Genomic DNA, 25,791 nt, shown 5'->3' on the forward strand with positions numbered 1-25,791 from the left:
CATTATTATCTCAGACAATAACTAATTAATAGATAGAATAATGCCCTATCTATCGGCACCTTTAGACAGCGGAATTCTTCCAATAATGGCGCAAGAAAACAACGGCTACACCAATCATCAGACCTAAAACTAGTGCAATAGCTAAATTTAGTGTCTTTTTCGGTGAAACAGGGTCAGACGGGATTTCCGCTTCAGCAAGAATCGACAGTTTGCTATCTGCTTTATATAATTCCGCTATGCTTCGAGCTTCTTCATATTGATCAGAATATTTGTTATAAAGGTTTGTTAGGGCCATCACTTTATTATTAATCTTTTCAAATTGAACTTGCTTATCTTTGTTTAGTGTTTGCAATTCCGCTAGTTGTTCATTACTAATTTGAAGAATATATTGTTTTTCCTTTGAAGTGATAGCATCTAACAATACAATTGAAGGAAGCCCCTCTGCAGCCCTTAATTGATTGTACTCTTTAAGGGCTTCATCTAAATTCTCCTTTTCAATCATCAGTTGATCATTATACTGAGCAGCTAAGCTGTTTAGTTTTTCAGAAACCTTTTCCCCAATGTATACTTTTGATTCTTCTAAAATAGCAGTAAGCGTTTTTTGAATAACTATTGGATCCTTTCCTTTTAAGGTTAAAGTCACAATATTCGAGTCTGGCTTTGTTTCAACAGTTAAGTTCATTCTTAGCCCTTTTACTGTCCAGTCTTTTAACCCTTCTTTTTCGATTACTCTTTTTAATAACTGAGACGATTGCAATCTCTCTGAAAATACTTGTGGTGATACAGCTTCGTTTAAATACGTTGCCAACTCACTACCCGCATTTTCCTGTTTCACACTATTCACCAAAACCTTTGCACTTGTTTCATAAGAAGGCTGGATTATAAAATAACTTGCTACTGCTGCAATTAACACTGCTATTGCTGTTATGATTGCAATAATCCACTTGCCATTCAAAATTGTTTCGATTAACTCTCGTAAGCTAATTTCATCCTGCATTTACTTTTCCCCTATAATTTCATTTTTGTTATTTATGATACTTGCTGTTAGTACACCTATGAATATAAATATCACGTTTGTAAAACCAATAATGGAATCATTAAACATAGCTTGAACTAAGAATGCTACTATCATCATTCCTATTGCTATTGTTTCCTTACTTAAGTTTCTTTTGAATAAATCAATAACCCATTTTACTAAAAGAGCTAAAATTAAAAGGATAAGAGCAATGGCTGAAAACACACCAGCACCATAGGCTAGCCCAATAAATAGATTGTGAGGTTTATCTGTAATGACATTAAAGGTTCCTAAAGCTGAGTTTTTCTCGGGATCATCTTGTGGAAAATGAAAGACAAATGTGTCCAAACCATATCCTAGTATTGGCCTTTCTCCTATCATCTCAATTGCTTTCTCCCAAATATAGGAACGACCCGATCCTGCTGAATATCCTGAAGGAGGCAATTCTTTTAGCTTATAGTCCACTTTTGCTGCTGTCACCTTTGATTCAAAGTCAAAGTCCAATAATTCTTTTGCAGATTGTTTAACCTCTACATATGGATTCTTACTGACAATAAAACCAATTGACTCGTCCCAAACTTTCGGGTTTTTTATTGCAAATGCATTTAGAATAAGTGCAAACCCTAGAACCCCTAATAAGAAAAACGAAAGTGACTTACCCTTCGATTTCGAAAATAATCCTATAATTAAAATTAACGGCACTGTAATTAAAAATGCTAGAAACCCGCTTGTTGAAAGCGAGGTTAACACCATCGAGAAACTTGCGAGTGAAATGATTAACATAACTATTTTTTCAATGATATTTTTATTTAATATAGATAAGGTAAAGAATAGTGCAGTTAATGTCCCGGCAAAGCCACTAATGTAGTTAGGGTTATTAAAAGTTGACCAGAGCTGAGAACCCGCATTTACATTCGATCCCTCTGGCAATTCGCCAAAAATTAATTTATTTATCCAAGTCCATTTAAAAACATCAATTCCGTAAAGTATAAATAGACCTAGAGATGTATTAACTATTACAAAAGGAACAAGACAGTAAGTCAACATTTTAAGGGATTTAGGTGAATATTTAATATTTGCCGCAATAAAAAACAGAGCGATATAACATAGATATGAAATCGTTCCATCATGTCGGTTGTACATTCCTAAGAGAGCTAGTGTTTTATTAGGTGCAAACAGAGCAGATACTATTATAGTAATAACAAGAATACCAGTAAGAATATTGATTTTTGATTTCGGAATAATATAGCCAACGAAAAACACTTTATATAAAAATACAATACTAAGAATTATCGTCCCTATCACAAGAGTAATAAATTTATAGTAAGTAAAAATATCAGATTTAACACCTGTATCTATATCTGATCCAGTTACCAGCGGGCTTACGAAGTCCGTAAAATGAACTCGTACGGCAAGTGGGACTATTAAGATTAACAATGCTAACCCTATCGTTAGAATTCTATCAACTTTATTAATTTCTAATTGTTCTTCGTTCTCTATTTTAATAATTTTATTAAAATGTAAAGAATTTTCCTTTATTCTTTCTCCGAATAACTCTTCTATTTTCGACATTTTCTCACCTTTATTTCATGGTCTCTATGTAAGCTAAGAGTTCTTCAACATGACCCTTAAACTCTTCAGGAATTCCAAGTTTTTTACTATATTCTAAGTATTCCTTTGCTGCATCATTTTCTTCTAATGATAGAAGAATTTCAGCAAACTGCAAAGTGAACATTGGATCCTGAATAATAAACGGCCGTTGATCCACCGCCTTTTTATAATATAAGGCCGCCTTATCCATTTCTCCTTCTATCGCGTATACAAGACCCAGATTTCTTGTAATAATTGCCTGGTCTGGATACTTATTATGAAGATTTATAAGTTGTTCTTTAGCACCTTTATAATCCTCTTCCTGCATTTGGGCTAAAGAATGCTGGTAGCTTTGGGAATCCTCTACAAAACCTCTATCCTGTTTCTTCCCTTCTTTATATGTATAAAAAACCCCAATTCCTATAAATATAACTAAGCCTAATAGCATTAGCTTTCGATAAATTTCTTTCATTTTAGACTCCTTCTGTCAAAGTTCTACATTTTATCTTCTTTACTAATTTTATGGCAATCCTACTATATTATCAATAGGAGTTAGGAATTTGATTGATTTGAATAACTTCCCACCGCAACACATGACAGCAGAACCTTTTAGGCGCATTGTGACTTCTTTTTGAACAGTTGCCACCATCCAGATTAAACCTACCGGATCACAAATAAAAAAGCCCTGAAAGGATAATGATATCCTACAGGGCTTAGATTTAAACAAATTATATTATTTTACAACAACACCATTAGCATCTTTAAGTGTTGTTTGACCTGCTTTAACTGCTACTACTGGAGTTGCAGCTGGTGCAGCTTTTAATGAGAATTTAACTTGCTTCGTGTTTCCAATTACTGTAGCAACATTTGTTAAACCAGACGCTGTTAAGTCTGTTCCGTTAACAGAAACCTTGAATAAATCAGCTGCATTTGTTGTAGCCGGTACTGCTACCGCTTCGTTAAATGTTACATATACATCAGTGCCGATAAATTGAACGTTCGTTACTTTAGCAGAAGTGTTGTCTTTTACAGTAACAGAAGTGTTAACTGTATCTAATACATTGCCTGCTTTGTCTGCTACACTGGAAATGTTTAAATGAGCAAGTGCTCCAGTTGATTGATCACCAATGTTAATAGAGTTCTCAGGTAAAACAATTTTAACAGTTGTTTTAGCTGATGAAGTAAAGAAGATATCGGTTCCAACCGGAAGTGCTTGACCATCAAGCTTGTAGTTAGCAAGATTTAGAGCGTTTGAAGTTACTTCTTCACTATAAACTAGTTGAAATTCATTTGTTCCAGATGTTGAAACACTTACTGTTGGCTTTGTAGTATCAGCAGTATTTGGCGCACCCACGGTAAATGTTGCAGTCATTTCACTTGTTTTGTTTCCATATTGGTCTTCGAAGAATCCAACAGGAAGAGTAACTGTGTAAGTGCCTGGTTCTAAAGCAACATCTCCAGTTTTTGTATCCACTTGATAAGTTTTTACATCGTCAGATTTACGAGCAGATTCAGCTAAATCAGTAATCTTTACACCTTCACTATTTTTAACAACAATTGCACTTGTTGAGCCTTTTACTGTTAATGCTTCATCAAAAGTAAAATCTAACTTTTTGTTATCAGTTGAAACTTTTGTCTCTACTAATGCAGGAGCTTTTGTATCTTTTACAAAAGTAATATTTGTGCTGAACAAATCATTCTTAAGAGCTGAATTAGAGCTGTCAGTCATCGCATTCGCAGCAATGTATAAAACAAATGCTTCAGTTGTTGATGTTCCAGCAAAGATTCCATCACCAGCTGTTCCACCATTTATATCAACTGGTAAAGTGTAAGTCTTTCCTGTTGAATCATTTGTGTCTTTAACTAAAGTTACATTATGTTGAGTAGCGCCCTGTTGTAATTTCGCAGCTAAAGAAGCTTCAGAAATAGCTTTGCTTAAAGTAATTTTAGCAGTATTTTGGCCTGTTACTTCTACATTAGTAACTGCTGGTTTAGCAGTATCTGCTACAGGAGCTACGACAGTACCATTAAATAATGCTGCTTCATTCGCAACAGTTGCTTTATCCTTAGTTCCAGCAATATATAGTGAAGCAGATGCGCCAGCTTGTAATCCCGCATATGTGATTTCTACTTTTGTTGAGTCTGCAGTAGCAATCGCTACATCGCTTGTTGAAACAGGAGTACCATTCACACGAACAACAGATGGCTTAGTACCGATTTGTTCTGAATAAGTGACAATAATCTTTCCATTTTCATAAGTAGTTGATGTTACTTCAGGCTTTACCTCATCAGTATATGTGAAGATTTGGCTATGTTTTTCTGTTTCTACAAATTTACCATCTTTATCTTTTTTTGTAGTTAAAACCGGGTTGACTACTACTACTTTATCTTTACCTTCTATGCCAGCTGCAAAAGTTAAAATGACAGATTTTTTATCATCTGAAAGTTTAACGCTAGTAGCAGCTACATTATCAAGTGTATATAAAGATGTTTCAGTAGCATCTCCTGTAAGTGCTGTATCAGCATTTAATACACTATTAAACTTTACTTCAATTTGTTTTGCATTAAGCGCTGCAACAGATTTAACAGCAGGTGTTAATTGGGCTTCAACTTCTTCTAAAGCTTTAGTTAAAGCAGCTTTCATAGCTTCGTTTTTAACTTCTTTCATGTACTCTCCAGCTGCAGCAAGGTGCTTTTCTACATCTGCAATATTGTTAGCAGCAAGAGCTTTTTTCGCTAAGTCTAATTCAATTTTCACAGATACTTCGAATTTTACGCTGTCACGTACTGCTTCAGCAGATTTCTTGTATTGTGCACGAATTTCGTCACGAGTAGATTGTCCGTAAACGCGGTCTAAAAGGATTGCTTGCTTACGAATTTCAGTTGATAACTCATGGTAAGCTTTCTCAGTAGCATCATCGATTAAATTCTTTTCGATTTGTGCTTCAAGAGCTTGTTTCTTAACAGTAATTTTTTCACCAGCTGTAATAGCATCGATGTAAGCCATTGTACGGTTAATATGTAGAGTTACATTTTGCTCGATGTCAGCAAGGTATCCTGCTTTTTGAGATGCAGGTAATTTGTTAATTGCTTTTACTGCTGCATCACGAGCTGCTTTCGCTGCATTGTATTGTGCATATGGACGAGTTTTTCCATCTGCAGAACCTTCTGTAGAGATAGCCCATTTTAAAACTGTGCCAGCATCTTTAGCTTTTTTCACTAAAGTTTGAACATCAGTTGCTGCTGCGTCAGCGCCAGCTGGAGCTGTTGCAACGAATGCAGATGCTGCGATTGCTGTTGCACTAAGTACTTTAATTGCTTTTTTCTTGTTCAAGATAAATCCCCCTAGATAGATATTTATATTATTATTGTAATATACCAACATTATGTAAGGCTGGTGAATTGCCCCTACAAGGAATATATTAAAGTAATTTTCTACCTGATTAAATGCAAAAAATATGCCAACAGACTATTAATTTGGTTATAGAGGATAATATTTCAAGTATAAATCGTATTTCTACCATTATTTTGGTAATAAAAAAAATCAACCTACCAAAAATAGGTTGATTTCTAATATACATTTCTAACTGGCCTAACTATTATTTATTTTTATTTTGAAAAAAGTGATATTTCCATAAAGTTGCTTCATGACGGAAATATAAATCTCCATTTGAATCCTGGGCGATTTCATTTGCCCCAACTTCCTTTAAAATCGTAATATCTAAAGTTTTAGGATCAGCCTCGAATAGCCTTCCCTCCACAGCGCCATAAATGTGGCCATCAATGCCTTCAAGAATTTTAGCATTGCGGAATCGACCTGAGATCAATTCGAGTATTTGTTTCGTTTTGATTTCTTTTGTTTTTGGGTCGTATGAAAAGAGAGTCCCATCTGCCATACCCCATATGATTCCATTTTTATCAGATATTAAGCTCGTAATCATACTTGCGTCAAGCGGCAGATAAATATATTCTTTCCTCTCTGGGTCTTTCGGATCGAAACGGAAAAACCTTGCTCCGCGATTATTTACATTGTAATTAGCATGAATCGAGGTCCCAACATAAATAGAATCATCGTGGCTTAAAAAAGAAACTAAACTTTGATTATAAATATAATTCTCATATACATCGTATTTGTTTTCCTTTAAGTCATAAACAGCAAGGGCACCTCCGCCGGTGCTCGTTTCAGGGTATGTGCCGACATACACTTTATTTAGATTTGGTACGGTTGCAATCGCTGTTGATCGTTCTTGGCCATTCTGACCCAATCTCATGATCTCCCGTGGATTTGTCTCACTCCAAGGAAGCGATAAATCAAGCTCTAACACTCTCGCCCTCGGGTAAGCACCGATGTATAGCTTATTTCCAGCAGTAGTCATCGACTCAATCTGGCTTATATTCGGATATAATTCTGTTTGTTGTTTAACCGTATTATATATAGCCAAGCCGCCGGACATATAACCGTTTATAAAAATATTCTCTCTTTTCTCATCCTGAATCATCGTATAAAGCGTAACAGGCTGAGCCGGCAATTTCATTTTCGTAATTTCATAGTGTCCCGTTTCTAAGTTGTACTTAAAGACATTTCCATCGTTATCTATTAGTCCAACCAGTGTATACCCAGGATATTTTTCGGCATTTAATTGAACAAACTCAATATTCAGCAATTCAGTTCCCTTTAATAATGAAACTCCTAAGTTTATTTCTTCCTTTGTATTTAAATCATATTTATGGAGTGTACTATTCTTGGAGTAAAAAAGAACATCCTCTGATGGGGATTTTTGCGAGATTGTTCTTGAGTTCAATTCAATCTCACCAGTTTTCTCCAATGTCTCTTTATTAAAAACAACTAGTCTATTAGAGGGTTCCATACGAGCGAAGATTTCATTGTCGATGAACTTAATATCGCGAACGTATTTGTCATCTTGATACTCATTTGGAAGAAAAGCCGTTTTCTGTTTAGTGTCCAAATTATATTTTACGAGATCAGCTTTGGATCCAACACCAACAAATAAAGAATTGCTTTCTTGATCATACGCAAGTGACTTGGCAAATTCTTTTCGATACGAAACTTGCCCATAGTTCACTAATTCCTCAGTCATTGAATCATACTTAAAAACGGAGCCGCCATAGGCAGTTGACCCAAAGACAACGCCATTAACAGCGTCAATATCTTGAATGGCTGTATCTTTAGGAAGTGTTAACTTATTTCCGTGATCGAAGAACTCATCCGTATTCGGGTTATAGCTATACACGTTTCCATCGGTTGTTCCACCAACCCATACGGTTCCATCTTCATCCACATCTAATCCCCAAGCACTTGTAGAATTTGCCAACGTATATGTTTTTTTCAATTCATTCGTATTTAAGTCTACGACTGCCAGTGCAGATGGCGTGCCATGCATGATGAAATACATGTATGCATGCCCCATTTCATCTGATCCTGATGCAGCCGTTAGGGCAGACACTTGAAAAACTTGAGGCCCTATAATACTTGAACCGCCTCTAACCTGTTGTTCCACTTCTGTACTTTGTCCTTCAGCCATAATCTTTGGTTGCTCTAAAGAAAACAGTAAAGTAAAAATCATTGCGAGTGCGAAAAACCTTTTTTTCATCCAATCTTCTCCCTTCTTCTAGTATTATAGCAAAAATTGGATTAATAGGCTTGTATTTACTGCAGCTGTACTTCACTTACTCTACTTTTCTATTTCATTACTTCTCATTATCTCTTACAATAGAATTATATATAATAGTCAATGCCAAAAATACCAATATTTTGAACATAGGAGAGTTTGCAATGAGTAGACAAAAAGCAATTAAAGTAATGAGCGCTTCCTTAATGGCAGCCTCTGCCTTTGTCGCTGCTTCGCCTGCGGGGGCGGCTTCATCGAGTAATGTTAGTAATCTAGTAAAGGAAGCAAAGGATTTAGGAACGATTTTGAAATGGGCGATTTCGATTGAAGGAACCGCTGATGGAAAGACACGTCCATTGGCTGCCTATAATGCTGCCAAGGAAGCATATGACAATGCGGTAAAAGCCGTGATGACATTGCCTGCAGCCCAAAGGCATACATATTTGGCTGAGCTGGAACAAAACGTAAAGCTGCATATTAACCGGACGATGTGGTATATTGACGCCCTCACTGCCGGTGAAAAAATCATAGAAAAACAATTAGCGCTTACCAATCAACTAGACAGCAACTTGATCAATGATGCCACTGAAAAAGCCTATCATGAGCTTTCGGGAGAGATTCGTAAACAAGCACTCCTTTTGGACCGTGTATACGGCCAGTCAACGAGGGAATTAATTCGCTCACAGTATAAATATTCTGCTGAGAAAATTCGCGATAGCGCAAAGTATGCTGTCACAGTCAAAGCAGAAATCGATTTAGCTTCAGAAGCGTTGCTTAATCAAGACAATCTCACTGCTGTAAAGCATATTGAAGAAGCGCGGAAATACTTGAATTATGTCGACAATCCAAGTATCAAAAAAGCATTAGCAGATCATTTTAACCTGATTGCAGAAACGACAATTCCTAAAATAGAAAAAGTAACGGCTGTTGAGCCTAAAAGAATTAAGGTTGAATTTAGCAAGGCGATGATTTCCGGAAATGGGACGAATAGTGCAGAAAACATTTCCAACTACTCCGTTTCTACTAGAACGATAAAAAGTATAAAGCTTTCAGATGACAAAAAAATCGCCATCATTGAATTGCATGATCCACTATACCTAAATTCAAATTATACCGTTACTGCAAAAAAGAATATCCAAACAGAAGATTCTGCTTCTCTAGGTTCTGTCGATTTTGTTGCATCATTCATATTTTCCGACCAAGTAAAGCCTACTGTTAACTCTGTGAAAGCAGATCCAAACGGAAACTTGGAAATTAAATTTTCCGAATTGATTGCAGCGAGTTCTCCGATTGCGATTACAATTGAAGGAATTGCCGTTTCCTATTCTTCATTGTCTAGTGATACAGATACTATCATTGTGCCAAAGTCAGAACTTGATCGAATCGGCTTGCGCAAAGGGTATTACTATTCGGTTGTTCTTTCCGGCGCAAGAGATCTTGTAAACCCTGCAGCTAATGTGATGGATACATATCGTGGGACTTTTTTCTATTGAGGTTCGTGCCCGTATCTCCCCGAATTTTCTTGTTTCTTAAAGGTTGAAGTGGGATTAGGGATTTTTAAATTTTAAAGGAAAGTTCTGCGATAGGTAAAACACCGCAGGGCTTTCCCTTTTTTATGATTAGAATAGGGGAAAATGCGGGAAAATCAAAGGGGCATGTCTCACATGTATCCACTTCAAGTTGTCAAATAAAGAGTACTACCACAGAACATAAAGAACAGAACTTATCAGTCCGGATTCTCTATGTGAAATTTTATCTATTATGTCTACATTCAATCGCAATTAACAGAGCAAGGATCCTATTCAAACTCATCTATAAAAAAACGATGAAAGATTACTCTTTCAGAAGTGAATAGCAGCATTCACTTAACAAAAGACTCTTTTTACAATGTGACTCTATGGGATTGTGTTCCTCTACATGAAGAGGGTGTTAAGATGAATTATTGATGATGAAACCTCACTGAGTTTTTTCGTAATGTATGGTTTTCTTAGCAATGAAGTCAACAGTTTCCTAAGTCTCTGTCAATATCAACACGAAACCCGTCCATTTTCTTCTCTATTCGATCGAGTCGCTCCTCAATAGAATCAAATCTTTTTTCAATCTTTTCAATTCTTTTTAAACCATTGCTCCATCTGATTAGAATGCAACCTTAAAGCTTGAAGAATCTCCTTAATAACTGTTTCCTGTTCCACTTTCTTCAACTTCTTTAATAAAACATTAAACCTAAGGAAAACATCATTGTAACCATCTGCAAGAAATTGTCATTGTTTTGGGATGCATTGAATTCTCTAATTGAACTTTCACCAACTAAATATTAACGGCTTGCTAGGATGTATATAAAAAAGAGAGCTATCGCTTTATACGATAACCCTCTTAATTTCAGTCCTTTCTATGCACAAATTTCTGTTAAACTTATCCACGAAAGGCACCTTTATAAAAATTAGTTATTAATTACAGCATCTGTGCTGTCTTTAATGTTTAAAACAATATTATCTTGGTTCGTAATACCTGTAACACTATCAATAATTAGGTTACCAGTTAATTTACCATCTCCACCGGAAATAGAACCATTTGCAGATCCAAAAGTAATTCTAAAGATATTACCATTAGTTGAATCTTTCTCAATTTTTGTATTGTTAACACCGTTTGTGAAAGTAGCATAAGTTCCATCAAAGTCTTTAACAGTAATTGATGCTCCATCCGCAATTTTCACTGTATCTCCGGAAGTTGTAGTAATTGTAGCAACTTCTCCAAGGTCAACTGAACCATTAGTATTAGTATCTGCAAAAACAGCACCAGTAATGATATAATTACCATGTTGAAGTTTCACTTGTACTCCAGCTTTACCATTTGCCACTGTTACACCTGTAATTTCTTGTACTACAACGAAATCATTTAATTGGTTAGTATCAAGGTTTACACCAAGGCTCCAGTTACCATTTGAATCAGCAACTACTTTACCAATTAATTGTTCTCCAGAATCATGTACTGCATTATTACCGTTATTTCTGTAAACATGAACTGTGTAGCCAGGTTGAGCTGTACCAACTAATGTGTAGTAAGAATTTGTTACTCTTAATGTTCCTTTAGAAGGTGTAGTGACTGTTAAGTCAGCAGTATTATGATCAACTGTAATATTGAAAATTGATTGACCATTTTTCGCATTATTTTGGTAGTTAACGTCAATTCTATCAGCTTTTGAAAGCTTGCTTTCAAAGTCAGCCTCAGTTACTGCATTTCCATTAACTTGATAGATATCATTGCTATCGTAGTTGTATTTAACTTCAACTGTGCCACCAGTTGTTGTTGCAGTGAAGAAGTTCGCATCTTTATTCACATACTTAACATCTATATCTGTAAACAAATTATTAGTAGCATTAGCTGCTTGTTCAAGGAAGATTACAGCTCCACCTTCAACAGATTTGTCATCAGCATCAAATACATTATCTGCTTTGCTGTTCATAGTAATTACTGGTGCTACACCAACAGAAGTTGTATTAGCAAGAGAAGCGTTAGCAACGATAATGTTTAACTTACCATCATTCACTAAGCCTTCCCATGTTGTAATATTAGCATTAAATCCATTTGTGCTTGCTACACCTGTAACACCATTAACGGATTGAAGAATAGCAGTTCCAGCATCTGTAGTAACACCATTAGCTTTAAGTGCAGATGTTAGTTTTTGTAGATCTACTTTTGCTTTCCCTTTAAATACTGATCCATCAGGATTTTTTAGAGTAACTACATATAAACGACTAGTACCTTTGTCAAAACGAGCAACATCAGTTGCATCCACTGTTAGTTTATCATCTGCCGCACTCTTACCAACAGTAAAGTTCTTGCCTGTATTTTCACCTTTATAGGATAAAGTATAAGTTTTACCCTCTACTTGAGTTGTAGTTTTTAATGTTGCAACCTTTTTATCAGTAGATAAAACTACAGAGGAAACACTTAAGTTATTATCAAATGCAAAGTGTGAAACTGATGCAACATCTACAGCTTTTGTAAACTTAACTTCAACAGTAGTTTTATCAAGAGCACTTACAGATGATACTTTTAATGGAAGTGCGTTAACTACATCTTCACTGCTCTTTGTTAATTCAGCTTTGAATGTTGCACTTACTTTATCAAGCCAAGCTTGAGCTTTTTCTAAAGATTCTCCAGCTGCTTTTAAGTCATTAGCTTTGATAGCTTTATCTGCAGCATCTAAGTGCATTTTAACTGTAACGTCAACTTTTACAGCTTCAATTGCAGCTTCTGCTGGTTTCTTCGTGGCATTACGGATAACGTCACGAGTAGATTGACCATATACACGGTCAAGAAGCGCAGCTTGCTTGCGGTATTCTTTAGTCATTTTGTGGTAAGCATCTTCTACCTTATCAAGGTCTTTTGCAGCGATAGCAGCATTTAATGTAGCTGTATCACCTTCGATTTTTTTACCAGCAGTGATTCCATCGATATAAGCCATTGCACGAGAAATTTGAAGTTCAACAGCTTGTAAACGAGCTGTGTAAAGAACTTTTTGAGCTCCGCTAGCTTTTGCAACAGCTGCTTGAGCTGCTTTGTTAGTATCTTTTGTAAGATTGTAAAGAGCGTGAGGAGCTGTTTTACCATCAGCTGTACCCTCTACAGAGATAGCCCACTTAAGAGCACCTGCAGCGTTTTCTGCATCTTTAACTAATTGATCTACGTTCACAGCCGCATCAGCTTGGTTAGCTGGTGCTGCAGCAACGAATGCTGAAGCTGCGATAGCTGTTGATGTTGCTAGTTTAATAGCTTTCTTTTTCATAAACTTGTATTCTCCCTTCATGCTATGTAGTGCATTTTTTTGTTAGCAATGAATAAACCAATGGTTGTATTTTCCTCTATATCCACCGCTTACCTAACTAGTAAAAAAGTATACCAAACTATTACCTTTAATGCAATAGTTACCAATGTATATTTTTTTTGGTAAGTGAAGATAGGCTTTCCAACTTTGGTTTATATATCATATGATAATATAAAGCTTGCTAAATTTCTACAATTTTTATCATATTTTTATTAATTTTGTAATATATTTACTGTTTCATAGACAATGCACACCCTTTAATTGTATGCAAGAACAAAAAAAAATTGCATATAAAATAAAAAAATGGGTCAATTAGAAAATTTTTCATGTATTTTTCCGTATTATTTGGTACACTAGGGGTAAGAAGGTTTTCTCCCAAATGGATGCTTTCTTTAACTTGTATAGTACGCTTGTACTAACCTTCGCTTCAGCGTTCAGGAAAAGTCGCCAATTATGGCGGCTTTTTCCTTTTTTTCGGTAGAGAAATGTCGAAATTCGTTGTATAGTAAGACTAACGAAACATTACATATGAAGGTGGTTAATGACAATGAAGACAGCCAAGGTGATGGGAGTTATGATCATTTTACTTCTATCTATAATAGGCCCCGCGTTTCACAACCATGCCAGGGCCACTACTTATCCCCAAATCGAAAAAACCATTCCTGCAGCTGGGGATCAGAATGTTCCAATCGATACAGACATTAAAATCGAGTTTAATAGCAACATCGTAAATGTGTCCTCACAATATATAAGATTGTATGAAAGAACCAATAGCACCTATTATGATTTCCCCATTAAAAATGTGCGGAAAGATGGGCAAACGTTAATCATCGTTCCAGAGAATATGATGGATTTCAACAAGGAATACCTTGTTCAAATGAATGCTCCAGCCGTTGAGCTGCAAAATGGGACATATTATCAATCTCTTTCCTACTCCTTTCATACGAACTTCATTGATTTCTATGAACTCATGGTCGTAAACGAAAGAAGGCTGACGAATTTACTGGATGACTATGCTCCTAGGCAAATAAAAGCCTTCGCTCCAGAGAGATATATAAATGAAATTAATATTATGCATAAGAAGCCCGGCGCGATGAAGGATGACCAAACTTCCTTTAGCGGCATCACGAATATTGATATTACAACGAAGAGTGATGATGTAGATACCGTACACGTTGATATTATGAAGAATGGAAAAGTCCTGCAAAAGGGATTTGCTGATCCTGTGCCTCCAAAAACAAAAGGGGCAGCTCAAAGGACATTGGTGTTCGATATCGGTTTTTCAAAGGTTCCTGACTTCTTTGATGTTCGTGTAACCGTTCAAAATAAAGATCAGAAAACGATCGACTCTAAAATAATTAAGTTCGCTACAGAAGAAGGCAAAATAATTAACTCCTATAAGGAATCCTTTAAGTACCAAACAGCTGGGAAGGGCTACACCTTCTATGAACTCCTGTCCAATGATAAATTGTTCACAACCCTTCTATCTGAAAGCTTAATGCAGGATATTAAAGTACAGGTTGAGGACAGGTAGAATGAGAAGAACATTACTTCTTCTTAGCATGATTGCGATTATTGTCGTATTTCCTGGAATTCTGAGAGGAGAAGCTTCGATTGAAAAGGTTGTATTAGATGAACGGACGATAAAGGATCCATTAAAGAGCTGGTCCATTACTTTTACTGCACCCGTGAACAAGGGAACGGTTAAGAAGCAAAACTTCTATATTATAGATAAAAGTCAGAAGAAGTTGCAGACAAAACTGCGTCTCTCTGCCAATGAAAGCAAAGTAACGATTACACCGGAAACTTCTTATAAGGAAGGCGTTCAATATTATTTGTACATTAAGGGGAATATAAAAACGGGTAAGAGTACGTTTTTGAATGAACATACGGTTTTGCCTTTTAAGCTAGTTACAAAAGAAAGCACCAATAAAGTGACAAGCGGTCCGACAAAAACTGACAATCGACAAGTTTCAACAAACACTAGTAAAAATGACCCTAGTCCCAGCACCACTCCAAATTCAACCCAGAAAGATACGAAGTTGGTGAGTACCCAGACCAAACGCCATTCACACTTTGTTGAAATCTCCGTTAAAGTTAGCGACCATGTGACGAAGGTGAAGGCCGGCAGTAATGAATTTGAGTATAAGGGAAATAACTTGTTTGTCCTTTATACACCAGACCTGAAGAAAGGAGAAAAGCTGACTATTAAAGGGTATAGCATATCCAATAAGGTGCTGGAAACAAAGGAGATCGTGATTCCGTAATGGCAAAAAAGGCTCTTATCAATACGTTCATTTTTACCCTCATCATCATTAACCTGATCATCTGGCCAACGCTTTTTAGTGAGTTCAAAGAGGGCAATAAAGCTGCTGGTGAACAAGACAAGTCTCAAGAGACGGTCATGGATGAGGATTCCCATGATTCGTCAGAAACTGAGCCTAACAGTAAAGTCACCGAATCAGATGAGGAAAATGACGATTTATCTCAGAAAGACCAACAAGAAGAAAATATTTTCAAAATTCTTCGGATTGAATGAAACTTTTTTGATAGTCAAACCGTCTTATAGATGGACACTAGTAATGGACTGTTCCAATGGCTAGTGCTTACCTAACTGGGCAGAGTTATCTGCCGAACTTTTGTCAGTATCCTTGATTGAGGGTGCTGGCTTTTTTTGTTTTATCTTTAATACACTGGGTGACTTCCAACTCTGCCTATAGTTAAACCTCTCCAACTAGAAAAACCCCGGTAGCCATGACCTACTACCGGAGCTGCATGTTAATTAATAATCTAAACTGGACTATGAGTTGCCGTTGGGGCTACTTCCACCACTGCAGGATGGTCCGTTTCTTCATTTCTCATTTCAACCTTGTTATCGTCTTTTAATTGTGGTGTACTTTTATCATTTCCTGACTTTTGCCTTTCGAGCAGATTCAATAGAAGATTAATACCATTTTCCCATTGATTCGAGTTTTCTTTTCTTGCTAACTCTTTATTCCCTTGGTCTATCTTCTCGGAATTATTAACAGGCTTGGGCTCTTGAGGCTCTTGAGGTTTTTGACCTTGGTTATCATTGCCTTGTCCTGGTTTAGTTGGTTCTTCTTTCTTAGGCACTTCTTGCTTTGGTTTATCATTTGGTTTACCTTGCCCTAGCTTTGCAGGATCTGCTTTTTCAGGATTACCTTGACCTGGATTATCTTTATTTTCTTGATCCGTTTCTTTCTCTAGCTCCTGATCACCCTTTTTGGATTCCTCTTCATTTTCGTTTCCGTCTTCCTCTTCATTACCTTCTTCTTGCTCTTCTTTATCTTTATCCTCAGTCTCTTCTTTACCCTCTCCATCTTCTTTATTTTCTTCTCCAACTGGCTTTTCTTCTAGCTCTTCCTCACCTTCACCAGGTTCTTGCTCCTGATCAAGCTCTTCATCTGCTGCTTCTTTAGCTTCCCGCTCTTTTTCCTCCTGCTCTAACTGCTCTTTCTCAAGTCTTTCCTGTTCTTCTTTTGCAAGCCTTTCTTTCTCCAATTTTGCTTTCTCTTCTTCTTGCTTAATTTCTTGGTCTAGTTCAAGTATTGCTTTTTCAATCGCGGACATGTCTTTGTTATCAAGGGTTATTTTTTCAATGTCTTTGACGACACCTGCTAACTTTTCTAATAATAGTTGGATTTGCTCCTCTGATAAGTCCGTTGACTTTTCCAAGTATTCTTTAAGTGCACCCATTCCTGCGAATAAGCTATCCTTTTGCACTTGTAATGCTTTCATGTCAGCAATCTGCTGGCCAATTGCTGTGATTTGTTGATTGATCGCTGCGATTTGAGCTTTTATACTTTCTATTGAGGCTAACAATTCTACATTTGCCTGTTTAAGTTCTTCCATGGCCGTTTGCAGCTCTAAAGCATTAGTTTCCAGCTGATTCATTTGCTCTTGGGTAATAGCTAGATTCTCTTCCAGATTGCTGATCAATTCTTCCGTCTTGGCTTTTTCCGTATTCATTTGCAGTAAGATGTCCTCGAAAAACTGAGGTTCGAATTTACAATCTTGGATGGCTGCATCTTTTATTTCAAGAATGTATTCAATAATTTCATTCATTTCATCTAATTTTTCTTGAATTTGGTCCTGGGCTTTAGGAAAAACAACTGAAATGATTTCTTCCAATTGAGTTACCATTTCATCAATCTCTTTGGTGATTTCTTCAAGCGTTTTTATTTCTTCCTCATTTGTAGTAATTGTGTTTTGAAGAGTGGTCATTGTGTTTTCTAGAGCGGCGATTTCTGCCACTAATAGGGCTTGGGCCTCCTGAAGCCCTTCAATTGTTGTCACATCTATACCGGATTCTTGTTCTTGGGAGGGAGTGCCACCTTCTGTTCCCCCTTCAGCTCCAGCTTCTGTTCCGTCATCTTTCTTCAAGCCGGCTAATTTCTCATTCATGGACTCAACGTTTAGTTCCGCTACTTTTCCTAAGGCTTCATCTAATACAGACTTCGCTTCCTCTTGAAGTTCAATTGTACGGTCTCGCATCTGCTCAATCGTCTGAGGAAAAATAAAACATGCAGAAATATCCACTTCCTGTTCTCTAACTGAATTAAACTCGCTGTATGTAGGCGATACTAAATGCCCGCTTCCTAATATCAGGGATGAAACAGCTACACTAGACGAAAAAGCCTTAAACATTCTTTTCCTTTGTTTTCTCTTATTACTCCTATGTCGAGAAGACCTTGGCACCAATGTGATGTCCTCCTTTTTATTCGTTATATAGAACAATTAGTCTAAAAAAATAAGCAACTTGAACATGCCCATTGAATTATATTCTATATTATACAATAAATAATCTGAATTTTAAATAGAAAACGAACATTTTTTTCTTAATAAAGAACATATAGTATGGTAATGGCCCTCTTCCTTGTTCTCAATAACATTAGAAAACCCAGGATTTCTCCCGGGTTCACTTAGCCATATCTTATTTAACTGTTACCTCTAAATAGATTCCATTCTGCATTTGCTTTGCACTTTTGCTTGTCCATTTCGGATGGATCATGAGCAAATATTTACCCTTTGATTGCAAATGTGCTTTCGGAGTGATGGTCATTTTATAATCATCCGCTATTTTCACATCAACCGGTACTTCCTTGCCGCCTAGTTGGATCAGCTGAACGTCCTGAGCGTTTAGTTTGGACCAATCCATTTGCATGTTCATTTGAACGGTAAATGATTTGGTTACCGGAACATCCTTTAGTGCAGGCAGCTTTTGATAGGTTGAGTGTTTCGCAAGGAGTTGATCTCTATGCGAGACGATTAATTCCTCTCCCACGGCCGTTTCAATATTTGGAGTGACGCCTACTTCATGAACAGGAATCCCTCTCGGTGAATAGAATCGGGCTGTTGTTAATTTTAACGTGCTGCTGTCACTTAATGTGAATAGCGACTGCATGGACCCTTTTCCAAAGGAAGTTTGTCCGTATAAAGTTGCCCCTTTTTGTTCTTTGACAGAGACGGCGACCATTTCGGAAGCACTTGCGCTATATTCATTGATGAGAATATGAGTTGGGATTGTAAACTTGACCTTTTGCGGAAGGGCTGCGTAAACCTCAGGCTGCTGCGATTTATATCGAAGCTGGAACGCGTTTGTTACGTTAGGGAATAGACCTGCTACTTCCTGGGCAGTAGACACATAGCCTCCGCCGTTGTTCCGGAGATCAAAAATCCAGCCTTTTGCACCCGGTAATTTTCCAATGGCATTCGTAATGTCCTCTGTTGCCTCTTGTGAGAAGCTGTGAAGGCGAATATAGCCGATATCCCCTCCGAGCATTTGATACTCGACATTCGGAATTCTGATTAATTCTCTTGTTAACGTCTTTGTGACCTTTTCATTTGTGTCTACTGAAATATATTGCAGCGTGACGGAAGTACCCGCTGCGCCCGTAATAATCGAAACGGCTTTTTGCACGGATTGTCCGGCTAAGCCCGTTCCATTGGCACCGATAATAATATCTCCTGCCTTCAACCCAGCCCGATCAGCTGGACCGTTTTGGATCACGGAAATAATCTTGACTCCCTTTGGATCCTCATCCAGAACGATCCCAACTCCCACTAACTGCTGCTCAATGCCATTCGTAAACTGGTTAAACTCTTGAGCTGACATGTAGACGGAATAAGGGTCCAAATGCTCCGTGATTTCCTTCGCAGTCGGCTTTGATAATACCGATGCCGGCACGTCCTCTATGTAATATTCCTTAATCAAATCTCGTATTTCATCAATCGGCTCCGCTGCAGAAACAGAAGTCACATTCGACAGCAGCAATAAAACTAGCAATAAACTAAAATACTTTTTCAAATTCCCCATTGGTGCTCCCCCCTTGTTGTCAAACACCGTCCGCGGTCGTAACTGGAAGATTCTAACACGTACGGCAGATAATGACATTATGTATTAAGTCCTATTTTAGTATATTTATGGATGGAATTATAGTTATATTTTTTCCCTAGCATTCTGTATACTTCACTAGAATAGGAGCTAGGTAATCAACCATCGGGGATGATTCATTTTGGATGAAGGCTTCTACAGCTGATTTTTCAATAGGGACAAATAGAAGATCATCAAACTCTGGCTGCTGTCCCATTTCTATTAAATGATGATTATGGGTAAGGAATCGGGCATGCATTTCTGCGGCTGTGTACTCAACAGATAGTTCATAAATAATTGCCCAAAAATCATGTGTACCTTTACGCTTTATGAATTTAGGGATAAAAGAGCGAGTGGATGGTGAGTGAATGTCTAATCCGAGCTCTTCCTTTATTTCTTTGCTGATGTTTTTCTCTAAATTAAATGTTGTTTCTTCTAGGTCCGATTCATCCAGTCCTCCTCCAGTGAATTGAAGGCGGCCAGGTGTAGAGGTTGTCCAATTCATTCGGCCAATGGCTATTTTCTTGTCGCTTGTTATGACCGCGGCGCACGTATAAATGACTTTGCATGGTGTTTCGCAGTTTTCATGGTTCAGTGTGTATAAATAATGTTTATAGTCAGTCTTAGCCACCGTAACGACAAGCTCCTCCTGTGTTTGCTTGATAGTGGTAATCGTAAAGACTTCTCCGTTGCGTAAGGAGGGATTCGTTTTCGTTTGTTTTTGCCAATAAAGTTCATGCTGGTGTCGGATTTCATGCGGCAGATTGATAGGGATAGGATCCAGTTTTACTTTTACAATAGCGGGTGCTTTTTCAATGATTATTGAGTTCATGAGAGGGGTCCTTTCTTGGCATTTTTTTAACTTTGGTAATAACTTCATATTACCCTTTGTCACGAAGTCCCATGATGCCACTTCTCTCCCTTTATTCGAAAATAGAATAAAGTATATTCTATTTATGAATTTTACTAATATTCAAACAAAATGTAAAATCTTCCATGGGGGCAATCATAGGGGGTAATGGTATAAGCAAGTTTTGGAAGCGGTTTCAGTCTAATGAGGGAGAAGACAAAAGCGAAGTTTATAGTTGTATCAGAGGTGGAAAGGTAAAATAAATAGTCAAAATTTTACGAAGGGTGTGACTCTTGATGAAGAAAGATAAAGTAAATACAGAGCAAGAAGGGCTTTTAGCTCGTATGGGCTTTTCACTCGCAAACTGGAGTGAGAGGTGGTTCCCAGATGCCTATATTTTCGCTGCAATTGCAGTCGTTTTGATCGCTATTATTGCCTTATTAATGGGAAGGACTCCTGTCGAAATTGGAGTTGATTTTGGAACACACTATTGGGATTTAATTCCTTTTACTATGCAAATGGCCTTTATAATTATTACAGGTTATGTGGTCGCTTCTTCTAAACCGGTTCATAAACTTATCGCTAAGCTTGCTGAAATCCCTAAATCAACAAAGGGAGCAGTAGCCTTTGTCGCCTTCTTTTCCATGTTTACGTCTCTCTTAAGCTGGGGTTTTAGCTTGATTTTTAGCGGAATTCTAATAAAAGAGATTAGTAAACGAGTAAAAGGTGTCGATTACCGGGCAATGGGCGCCGCGGGATTCCTTGGACTTGGAAGCGTTTGGGCATTGGGCCTTTCCTCTTCTGCAGCCTTATTGATGGCAACGAAAGCATCGATTCCTCCTGCTTTATACGAAATTAGTGGGACGATTTCCATGTCAGAAACCATTTTTACCTGGCAAAATTTAACCATGATTGTCGTTCTCATTGTTTTATCCGTTTGGATTGCGTATGTGTCTGCCCCGGGTAAAGACAAAGCGAAAACTGCCGAAATGGCGGGAATTGATTATGGCAGAATAGGAAATCTTGATGAGACGAAGAAGAAAGCTGAGCGCCCTGGAGAGTGGTTTGAATACAGCCCAATCTTAAATCTAATATTAGTTGCGATTGGTTCAGTTTATATCATTCACGTCATTTCGAAAACGGGACCGATTGCTGCACTGAATCTTAATAACTATAACTTTATGTTATTAATGATAGGATTGCTTTTGCACTGGACACCTAGAAACTTCTTGAACTCAGTCGCTAATTCAGTGCCTGCTATCGGTGGGGTACTCATACAATTTCCACTTTATGCTGGGATTTTCGGAATCTTAATGAACTCTGGACTGAATGATGTTTTAGTAAAATTCTTTCTTTCCATTTCAACAGAAAATTCATTTCCGTTCATTGCCGGCGTATATTCAGCCATTTTAGGGCTTTTCCTCCCTTCAGGCGGGGGAAAATGGATCGTAGAAGCGCCGTACTTACTTGAAGCCGCAAAAGAATTAAATGTCAGCATGGCCTGGATTGTGCAGGTATATAATGCATCAGAAGCACTCCCTAACATGGTCAACCCATTCTTTATGCTGCCTTTATTAGGTGTTTTGGGAGTTAAAGCAAGAGATCTCGCAGGATATTCTATTTTGCAATTAATCTTCCACGCACCAGTTGTCCTAATATTGGTTTGGCTTTTGGCAAAAACAATGCCATATGTGGCTCCGGTATTTGCGGGATAATTTGGATTAAAATATTTTTGCCCCTTCTGTTTTGATTACAGTGGGGGTTTTGTCTTTTTATCGTAGTTGAATTGTGGCAAGCGCCTGTCCCCGTGGTGACACCCTCCATTTTGGGTAAAATGCATTTTTAACCCTGGTTTTTTTCTTAAAGAGTGCTATTTTTCATTGGAAGAGTGCTTTTTATCAAATTTTTCTAAGAAATCTAGTGGAATTTCTCAAATATGCTATTAAAAAATCTCCTCTGAGGGAGATTTAGTAGATTTGTCAGCCAAATTTGATGGTTTGTCAGCCAATTTAGGAGGTTTGTCAGCCAAATTTGATGGTTTGTCAGCCAATTTAAGTGGTTTATCAGCCAATTCATGCAGTTTATCAGCCAATTCGGTGACGCAATGCGAATTCATGCAGTTTGTAAGCCAATTATGCGGCGCGCAACCCATTCATAAGGATGAAGCCAAAGCTGCTAGTCAATCCAGCCACATCGGAATTATATATCCTCTATTCTTTTTTTCCCCAAAAGATTCAGGACAAGTTGAGGTTAAAATTTTCCTAGCCACTGACTCTGATTCGATTCCCAAAAATGTTCTTAGTTCCAAATTTGTAATAGTTGGTCCAAACAATAACGCATAATCTTCAAGTGCTTGGAGATGGGCAGCGGGATCTGCCTTGTTACATCTTGTGCACTTCCAAGTCCCCCATTCTCTTCGCATGGAGAATAACAAACAGCTATTGCAATATACTCCAGTCACAATCTCTTCTTTTCCAATTTGAAACTTGGCCAGAATATCCTGATTAAAGGGTACATGTTTTTTTAATAGCAGCCGAGAAATGGCATTTAGCTCTTTTTTGGTTAAGAGGTTCGATTTGTGTTTTTTCTCAATCTCTTCAACTTTAAAGGGAAGTGCAGCTGAGTGAATTACATTTCGCAGCAGGTGGGAATATTGCGGATTCGTTTGTATCGTGGTCGATGGAGAACTGATGACTACAAATGGAATGATTGGAGCGGATGGAAAACGATGACTATTTAACCACAATCGAAGTTGACGGGTCTGTCTATTTGCTTGGGTGATCGGATCGGAATAGGCTTTACTTTCGTTTTGATTGGTGCGCAATAATTGATGGAATTCCTGGTCGAAAAACAAGGTCCCTGAGAAGTTTTTTGTTTCGAGGATTAAATGGAATTTTTGAGTAAGGATTAAGGTATCAATTTGGAAAAATCGCATTTTATGATCCTGTAATCTTAAACTGTGGAAAATGTGGTAGTTTTCAGTCGGCATGAAGGTTAAATGGTAATCAAGCGCCTGCTCCCCGCGAAAACCCGCTCTCTTTTTTGCCAAATCATCCGCTATTAATTGCTTTTTTGGATGAGCAGGCGTTATTCTCCTGTCCAAAGCTTCCAATTTTCGTAAAGTGATCGGCTTTTTTCTGTCTTTTTTAATCAATATGTCACTCCTCTCCCGTATTTGAAGTTATTAATTCGATGTTTTATCTTGAATTCCTCTTAATGAATGGACTTTTTTTATTTGTCAGCCAGATTCGATAGTTTATCAGCCAATTATGCATGCTTATCAGCCAGATTTGGTAGTTTGTCAGCCAATTATGAAGGTTTATCAGCCAATTTAAGCAAGTTGTCAGCCAATTCCGTTTTGTCATCTTTTTAAGCGCGAATGGCCTCCCCCAAAACTTCCGCTTCATGCCTAGAGGTCTCTCTCCCAATTCACTCCAATTTGATAAAATGACATTTTTTTCAATTAATATATTACTAAAGCTCCAGAAAAAAGTTTCCCCGTATCAAACCTTTTTCCAATTTTTCTAAGAAATGCGTTTAGAAGGCATGAAAATCAATAAGATTAATACAATTTATTAGGGGTGATCGGCATGAAATGGAAACCAGATAGGCTTTTGCACGTTATTCTTGCATATGTAATGGTTAGCGGAATTACTTTCTGGCTACCTGTGATTCGGGGGCTATTCGATGGCCGCTCCTATACATGGTCAGGATGGCTAGGAATAGGCGGAAGCGGAATCACCGGGCATTACTGGCTCCTGCTGATATTCACCGCATTGCTGATTACAGTCATTTTTCTCGGATGGAGAGGCGCCCGCAAGCCATTTCATTGGCTTTTATTACTCTGGTTTTTCGTGTTAATCGCTGAATCAGGCTCATGGTTTTTCTCCTCCGAAACAGTTCATTTTCGGGGGGACACATTAGGAACAGACATACCGGTAGGAAAAATCATTTTCCCTTTCGATCTTCTCTTTTTAGGTTTATCTATCCGATGGATGATCCGGGATATACGGACTCAACAATCCTACTTATATCCTTTATGGCAAAAATCAAATCGAAATTTACTGCTATTCTCCCTATGTCTTTTGCCGCTGCAATTCTTTATTCTGAGGTTTTTTGACCAATATCCAATATATGATCAAATCGGGGTTATAGTAACGATCTTTCAATGGATAGTATTGAATCTAGCATTTTATCCATGGAGGAAATGACCTTGAAAAATACACAGATCCAAAATACTGTTGTATAATAATTAACTATAATGAATAATAATAAATAATTCTAAATTCACCACATTGAAAATAAAATTTCCAAATACTATTGAATTTTCAAAACATAAGTCACTCTTCCCTTTATTAAGAGAAAAGGAATATGTTACTATAGAATTAGAGATTGTTGAAAAGAGGGATTTATATGAAGCTAGAGAAATATTTATTTGGAGAAATCCTCCAATCCTTTCGGCAATACAAAAACTTAACAGTAGAGGAATTAGCAGAAGGAATTTGCACAGTAGATGAATTAATCTCTTTCGAAAAAGAACGATCCTACCCCACCATAGATGTGCTCTATAAATTCTCAAAAAAGCTCGATATGGAACTAACCTATTTTTTCGATATCGCTTCCAAGACAACTGTCCATTACCCAAATGCAGTTATTCAACTAATAGAAAAGTTTAAAAGAGATCGTAATTACGAAGCAATCAGCAATATCATTCAACAAGAAGAAGACAGTCCCTTATTTACTCAAAAATCCTTAAAGCAATATTTGATGTGGCATCAGGGAATTTGTTACCATCACCTTGATGGCGACTCGGATAAAGCATTTGATACTTTGAGTAAGGCAATAGCGTTAACCAATCCAAAAAGGGTATCTCTTACTGAGAGGGAAATTGAAATCCTAACAAGTATTGGGCTTATTTTTTACGATACTAAAAATTATCGCAGTGCCGTGACCATTTTTCTTGAGGCCTTAAATAATATAGAAAATCTCCCACACGTATTAAATATGAAAGGGAAATTAAGAATTTTATTTGGCTTATCTCAAGCGTATACCAAATTAGATATGTATGAAGAATCTCTTTCTTATTGTTATAAAGGACTAAATCTCTGTATTAATGAAGAATTGCTATATCTCTTAAATGAATTTCATTACCAAATTGGACATAACTATGTTCAAATGGGGGAAGTTGAAAAAGGAAAACACTATTTAGACGAGTGCCTTCACCTGTTAACATTGGAGAAAAAGACAAAATTACTAAGTATTATGGAAAGTGAGATTGCTAAACTACTTAAGTCCTGATACAATCTACTTATCTTATAAAATATGGGAAAGCTGGTGGAAATGTGAAAAAACTATTAAAAGTAACTGCCCTGTCATTATCTGTTTTAGGATTGGGTGCTTTCGGTTCTAATATTTCTAACTTGGCCGACTATCCTGTGCAGCATAGTATAGATCCTGTTGAACTGGCTGATTACCCGGTACAAC

17 protein-coding genes are annotated in these 25,791 nt (G+C 37.3%); 7 read left to right on the top strand and 10 right to left on the bottom strand.

What is annotated here, in order from left to right; genetic code table 11:
* Positions 1 to 61: 61 nt before the first annotated feature.
* The 5 genes from V7122_RS14150 to V7122_RS14170 form a co-directional block, all read right to left on the bottom strand.
* Positions 62 to 997: a Wzz/FepE/Etk N-terminal domain-containing protein gene (locus V7122_RS14150; RefSeq protein WP_335527291.1), complete on the bottom strand. Its 936-nt coding sequence runs from the start codon at positions 995 to 997 to the stop codon at positions 62 to 64.
* Positions 998 to 2,587 carry an O-antigen ligase family protein gene (locus tag V7122_RS14155; RefSeq protein WP_335527293.1) on the bottom strand — a complete coding sequence of 530 codons (1,590 nt, stop codon included), beginning with the start codon at positions 2,585 to 2,587 and terminating at the stop codon, positions 998 to 1,000.
* A gap of 10 nt (positions 2,588 to 2,597) precedes the next feature.
* Complete coding sequence (locus V7122_RS14160) at positions 2,598 to 3,077, bottom strand: tetratricopeptide repeat protein (RefSeq protein ID WP_335527294.1); 480 nt, start codon at positions 3,075 to 3,077, stop codon at positions 2,598 to 2,600.
* 261 nt (positions 3,078 to 3,338) lie between these two features.
* Positions 3,339 to 5,990 (bottom strand): hypothetical protein, encoded by a 2,652-nt coding sequence (locus tag V7122_RS14165; RefSeq protein ID WP_335527296.1) that lies wholly within the window; start codon positions 5,988 to 5,990, stop codon positions 3,339 to 3,341.
* Between the two features lie 214 nt (positions 5,991 to 6,204).
* Positions 6,205 to 8,217, bottom strand: coding sequence for a WD40 repeat domain-containing protein (locus V7122_RS14170; protein WP_335527298.1), 2,013 nt, complete (start codon positions 8,215 to 8,217; stop codon positions 6,205 to 6,207).
* Between the two features lie 182 nt (positions 8,218 to 8,399).
* Here V7122_RS14170 and V7122_RS14175 point away from each other — a divergent pair, with 182 nt between their 5' ends.
* Positions 8,400 to 9,728, top strand: coding sequence for an Ig-like domain-containing protein (locus V7122_RS14175; protein WP_335527301.1), 1,329 nt, complete (start codon positions 8,400 to 8,402; stop codon positions 9,726 to 9,728).
* A 947-nt stretch (positions 9,729 to 10,675) separates the two neighbouring features.
* Here V7122_RS14175 and V7122_RS14180 read toward each other — a convergent pair.
* Positions 10,676 to 13,024, bottom strand: coding sequence for a hypothetical protein (locus V7122_RS14180; protein ID WP_335527302.1), 2,349 nt, complete (start codon positions 13,022 to 13,024; stop codon positions 10,676 to 10,678).
* Between the two features lie 586 nt (positions 13,025 to 13,610).
* On the opposite strand from V7122_RS14180, the gene V7122_RS14185 reads away from it, so the two are divergent.
* From V7122_RS14185 to V7122_RS14195, 3 genes are read left to right on the top strand one after another with little or no spacing between them, the layout of a single operon-like run.
* Positions 13,611 to 14,597 (top strand): Ig-like domain-containing protein, encoded by a 987-nt coding sequence (locus tag V7122_RS14185; RefSeq protein WP_335527304.1) that lies wholly within the window; start codon positions 13,611 to 13,613, stop codon positions 14,595 to 14,597.
* A 1-nt stretch (position 14,598) separates the two neighbouring features.
* Positions 14,599 to 15,330, top strand: a complete 732-nt coding sequence (locus tag V7122_RS14190; protein ID WP_335527307.1) for an Ig-like domain-containing protein — start codon at positions 14,599 to 14,601, stop codon at positions 15,328 to 15,330.
* On the top strand, positions 15,330 to 15,602 hold the full coding sequence (locus V7122_RS14195) for a hypothetical protein (RefSeq protein ID WP_335527308.1): 273 nt from the start codon (positions 15,330 to 15,332) through the stop codon (positions 15,600 to 15,602). Before V7122_RS14190 ends, V7122_RS14195 begins: the two co-directional genes overlap by 1 nt.
* A 251-nt stretch (positions 15,603 to 15,853) precedes the next feature.
* On the opposite strand, the gene V7122_RS14200 is transcribed toward V7122_RS14195, so the two are convergent.
* The 3 genes from V7122_RS14200 to V7122_RS14210 form a co-directional block, all read right to left on the bottom strand.
* Positions 15,854 to 17,785, bottom strand: a complete 1,932-nt coding sequence (locus V7122_RS14200) for a hypothetical protein (RefSeq protein WP_335527311.1) — start codon at positions 17,783 to 17,785, stop codon at positions 15,854 to 15,856.
* Positions 17,786 to 18,017: 232 nt separating this feature from the next.
* Positions 18,018 to 19,400 (bottom strand): S41 family peptidase, encoded by a 1,383-nt coding sequence (locus tag V7122_RS14205; protein WP_335527312.1) that lies wholly within the window; start codon positions 19,398 to 19,400, stop codon positions 18,018 to 18,020.
* A gap of 136 nt (positions 19,401 to 19,536) precedes the next feature.
* Complete coding sequence (locus V7122_RS14210; protein ID WP_335527314.1) at positions 19,537 to 20,289, bottom strand: NUDIX hydrolase; 753 nt, start codon at positions 20,287 to 20,289, stop codon at positions 19,537 to 19,539.
* Positions 20,290 to 20,603: 314 nt separating this feature from the next.
* On the opposite strand from V7122_RS14210, the gene V7122_RS14215 reads away from it, so the two are divergent.
* Positions 20,604 to 22,022, top strand: coding sequence for a short-chain fatty acid transporter (locus V7122_RS14215; RefSeq protein WP_335527317.1), 1,419 nt, complete (start codon positions 20,604 to 20,606; stop codon positions 22,020 to 22,022).
* Between the two features lie 464 nt (positions 22,023 to 22,486).
* Here V7122_RS14215 and V7122_RS14220 read toward each other — a convergent pair whose 3' ends face one another.
* The gene (locus V7122_RS14220) at positions 22,487 to 23,461 is read right to left on the bottom strand and encodes a nuclease-related domain-containing protein (protein WP_335527318.1); all 975 of its coding nucleotides are present in this window, start codon (positions 23,459 to 23,461) and stop codon (positions 22,487 to 22,489) included.
* A 436-nt stretch (positions 23,462 to 23,897) separates the two neighbouring features.
* Between V7122_RS14220 and V7122_RS14225 the strand changes: the two genes are divergently transcribed.
* The gene (locus V7122_RS14225; RefSeq protein ID WP_335527319.1) at positions 23,898 to 24,518 is read left to right on the top strand and encodes a hypothetical protein; all 621 of its coding nucleotides are present in this window, start codon (positions 23,898 to 23,900) and stop codon (positions 24,516 to 24,518) included.
* A 202-nt stretch (positions 24,519 to 24,720) separates the two neighbouring features.
* On the top strand, positions 24,721 to 25,605 hold the full coding sequence (locus V7122_RS14230) for a helix-turn-helix transcriptional regulator (protein ID WP_335527321.1): 885 nt from the start codon (positions 24,721 to 24,723) through the stop codon (positions 25,603 to 25,605).
* Positions 25,606 to 25,791 lie beyond the last annotated feature (186 nt).

This window comes from Bacillus sp. JJ1532 (assembly GCF_036965085.1).
In the GTDB taxonomy this organism is placed as follows: Bacteria; Bacillota; Bacilli; order Bacillales; family Cytobacillaceae; genus Cytobacillus.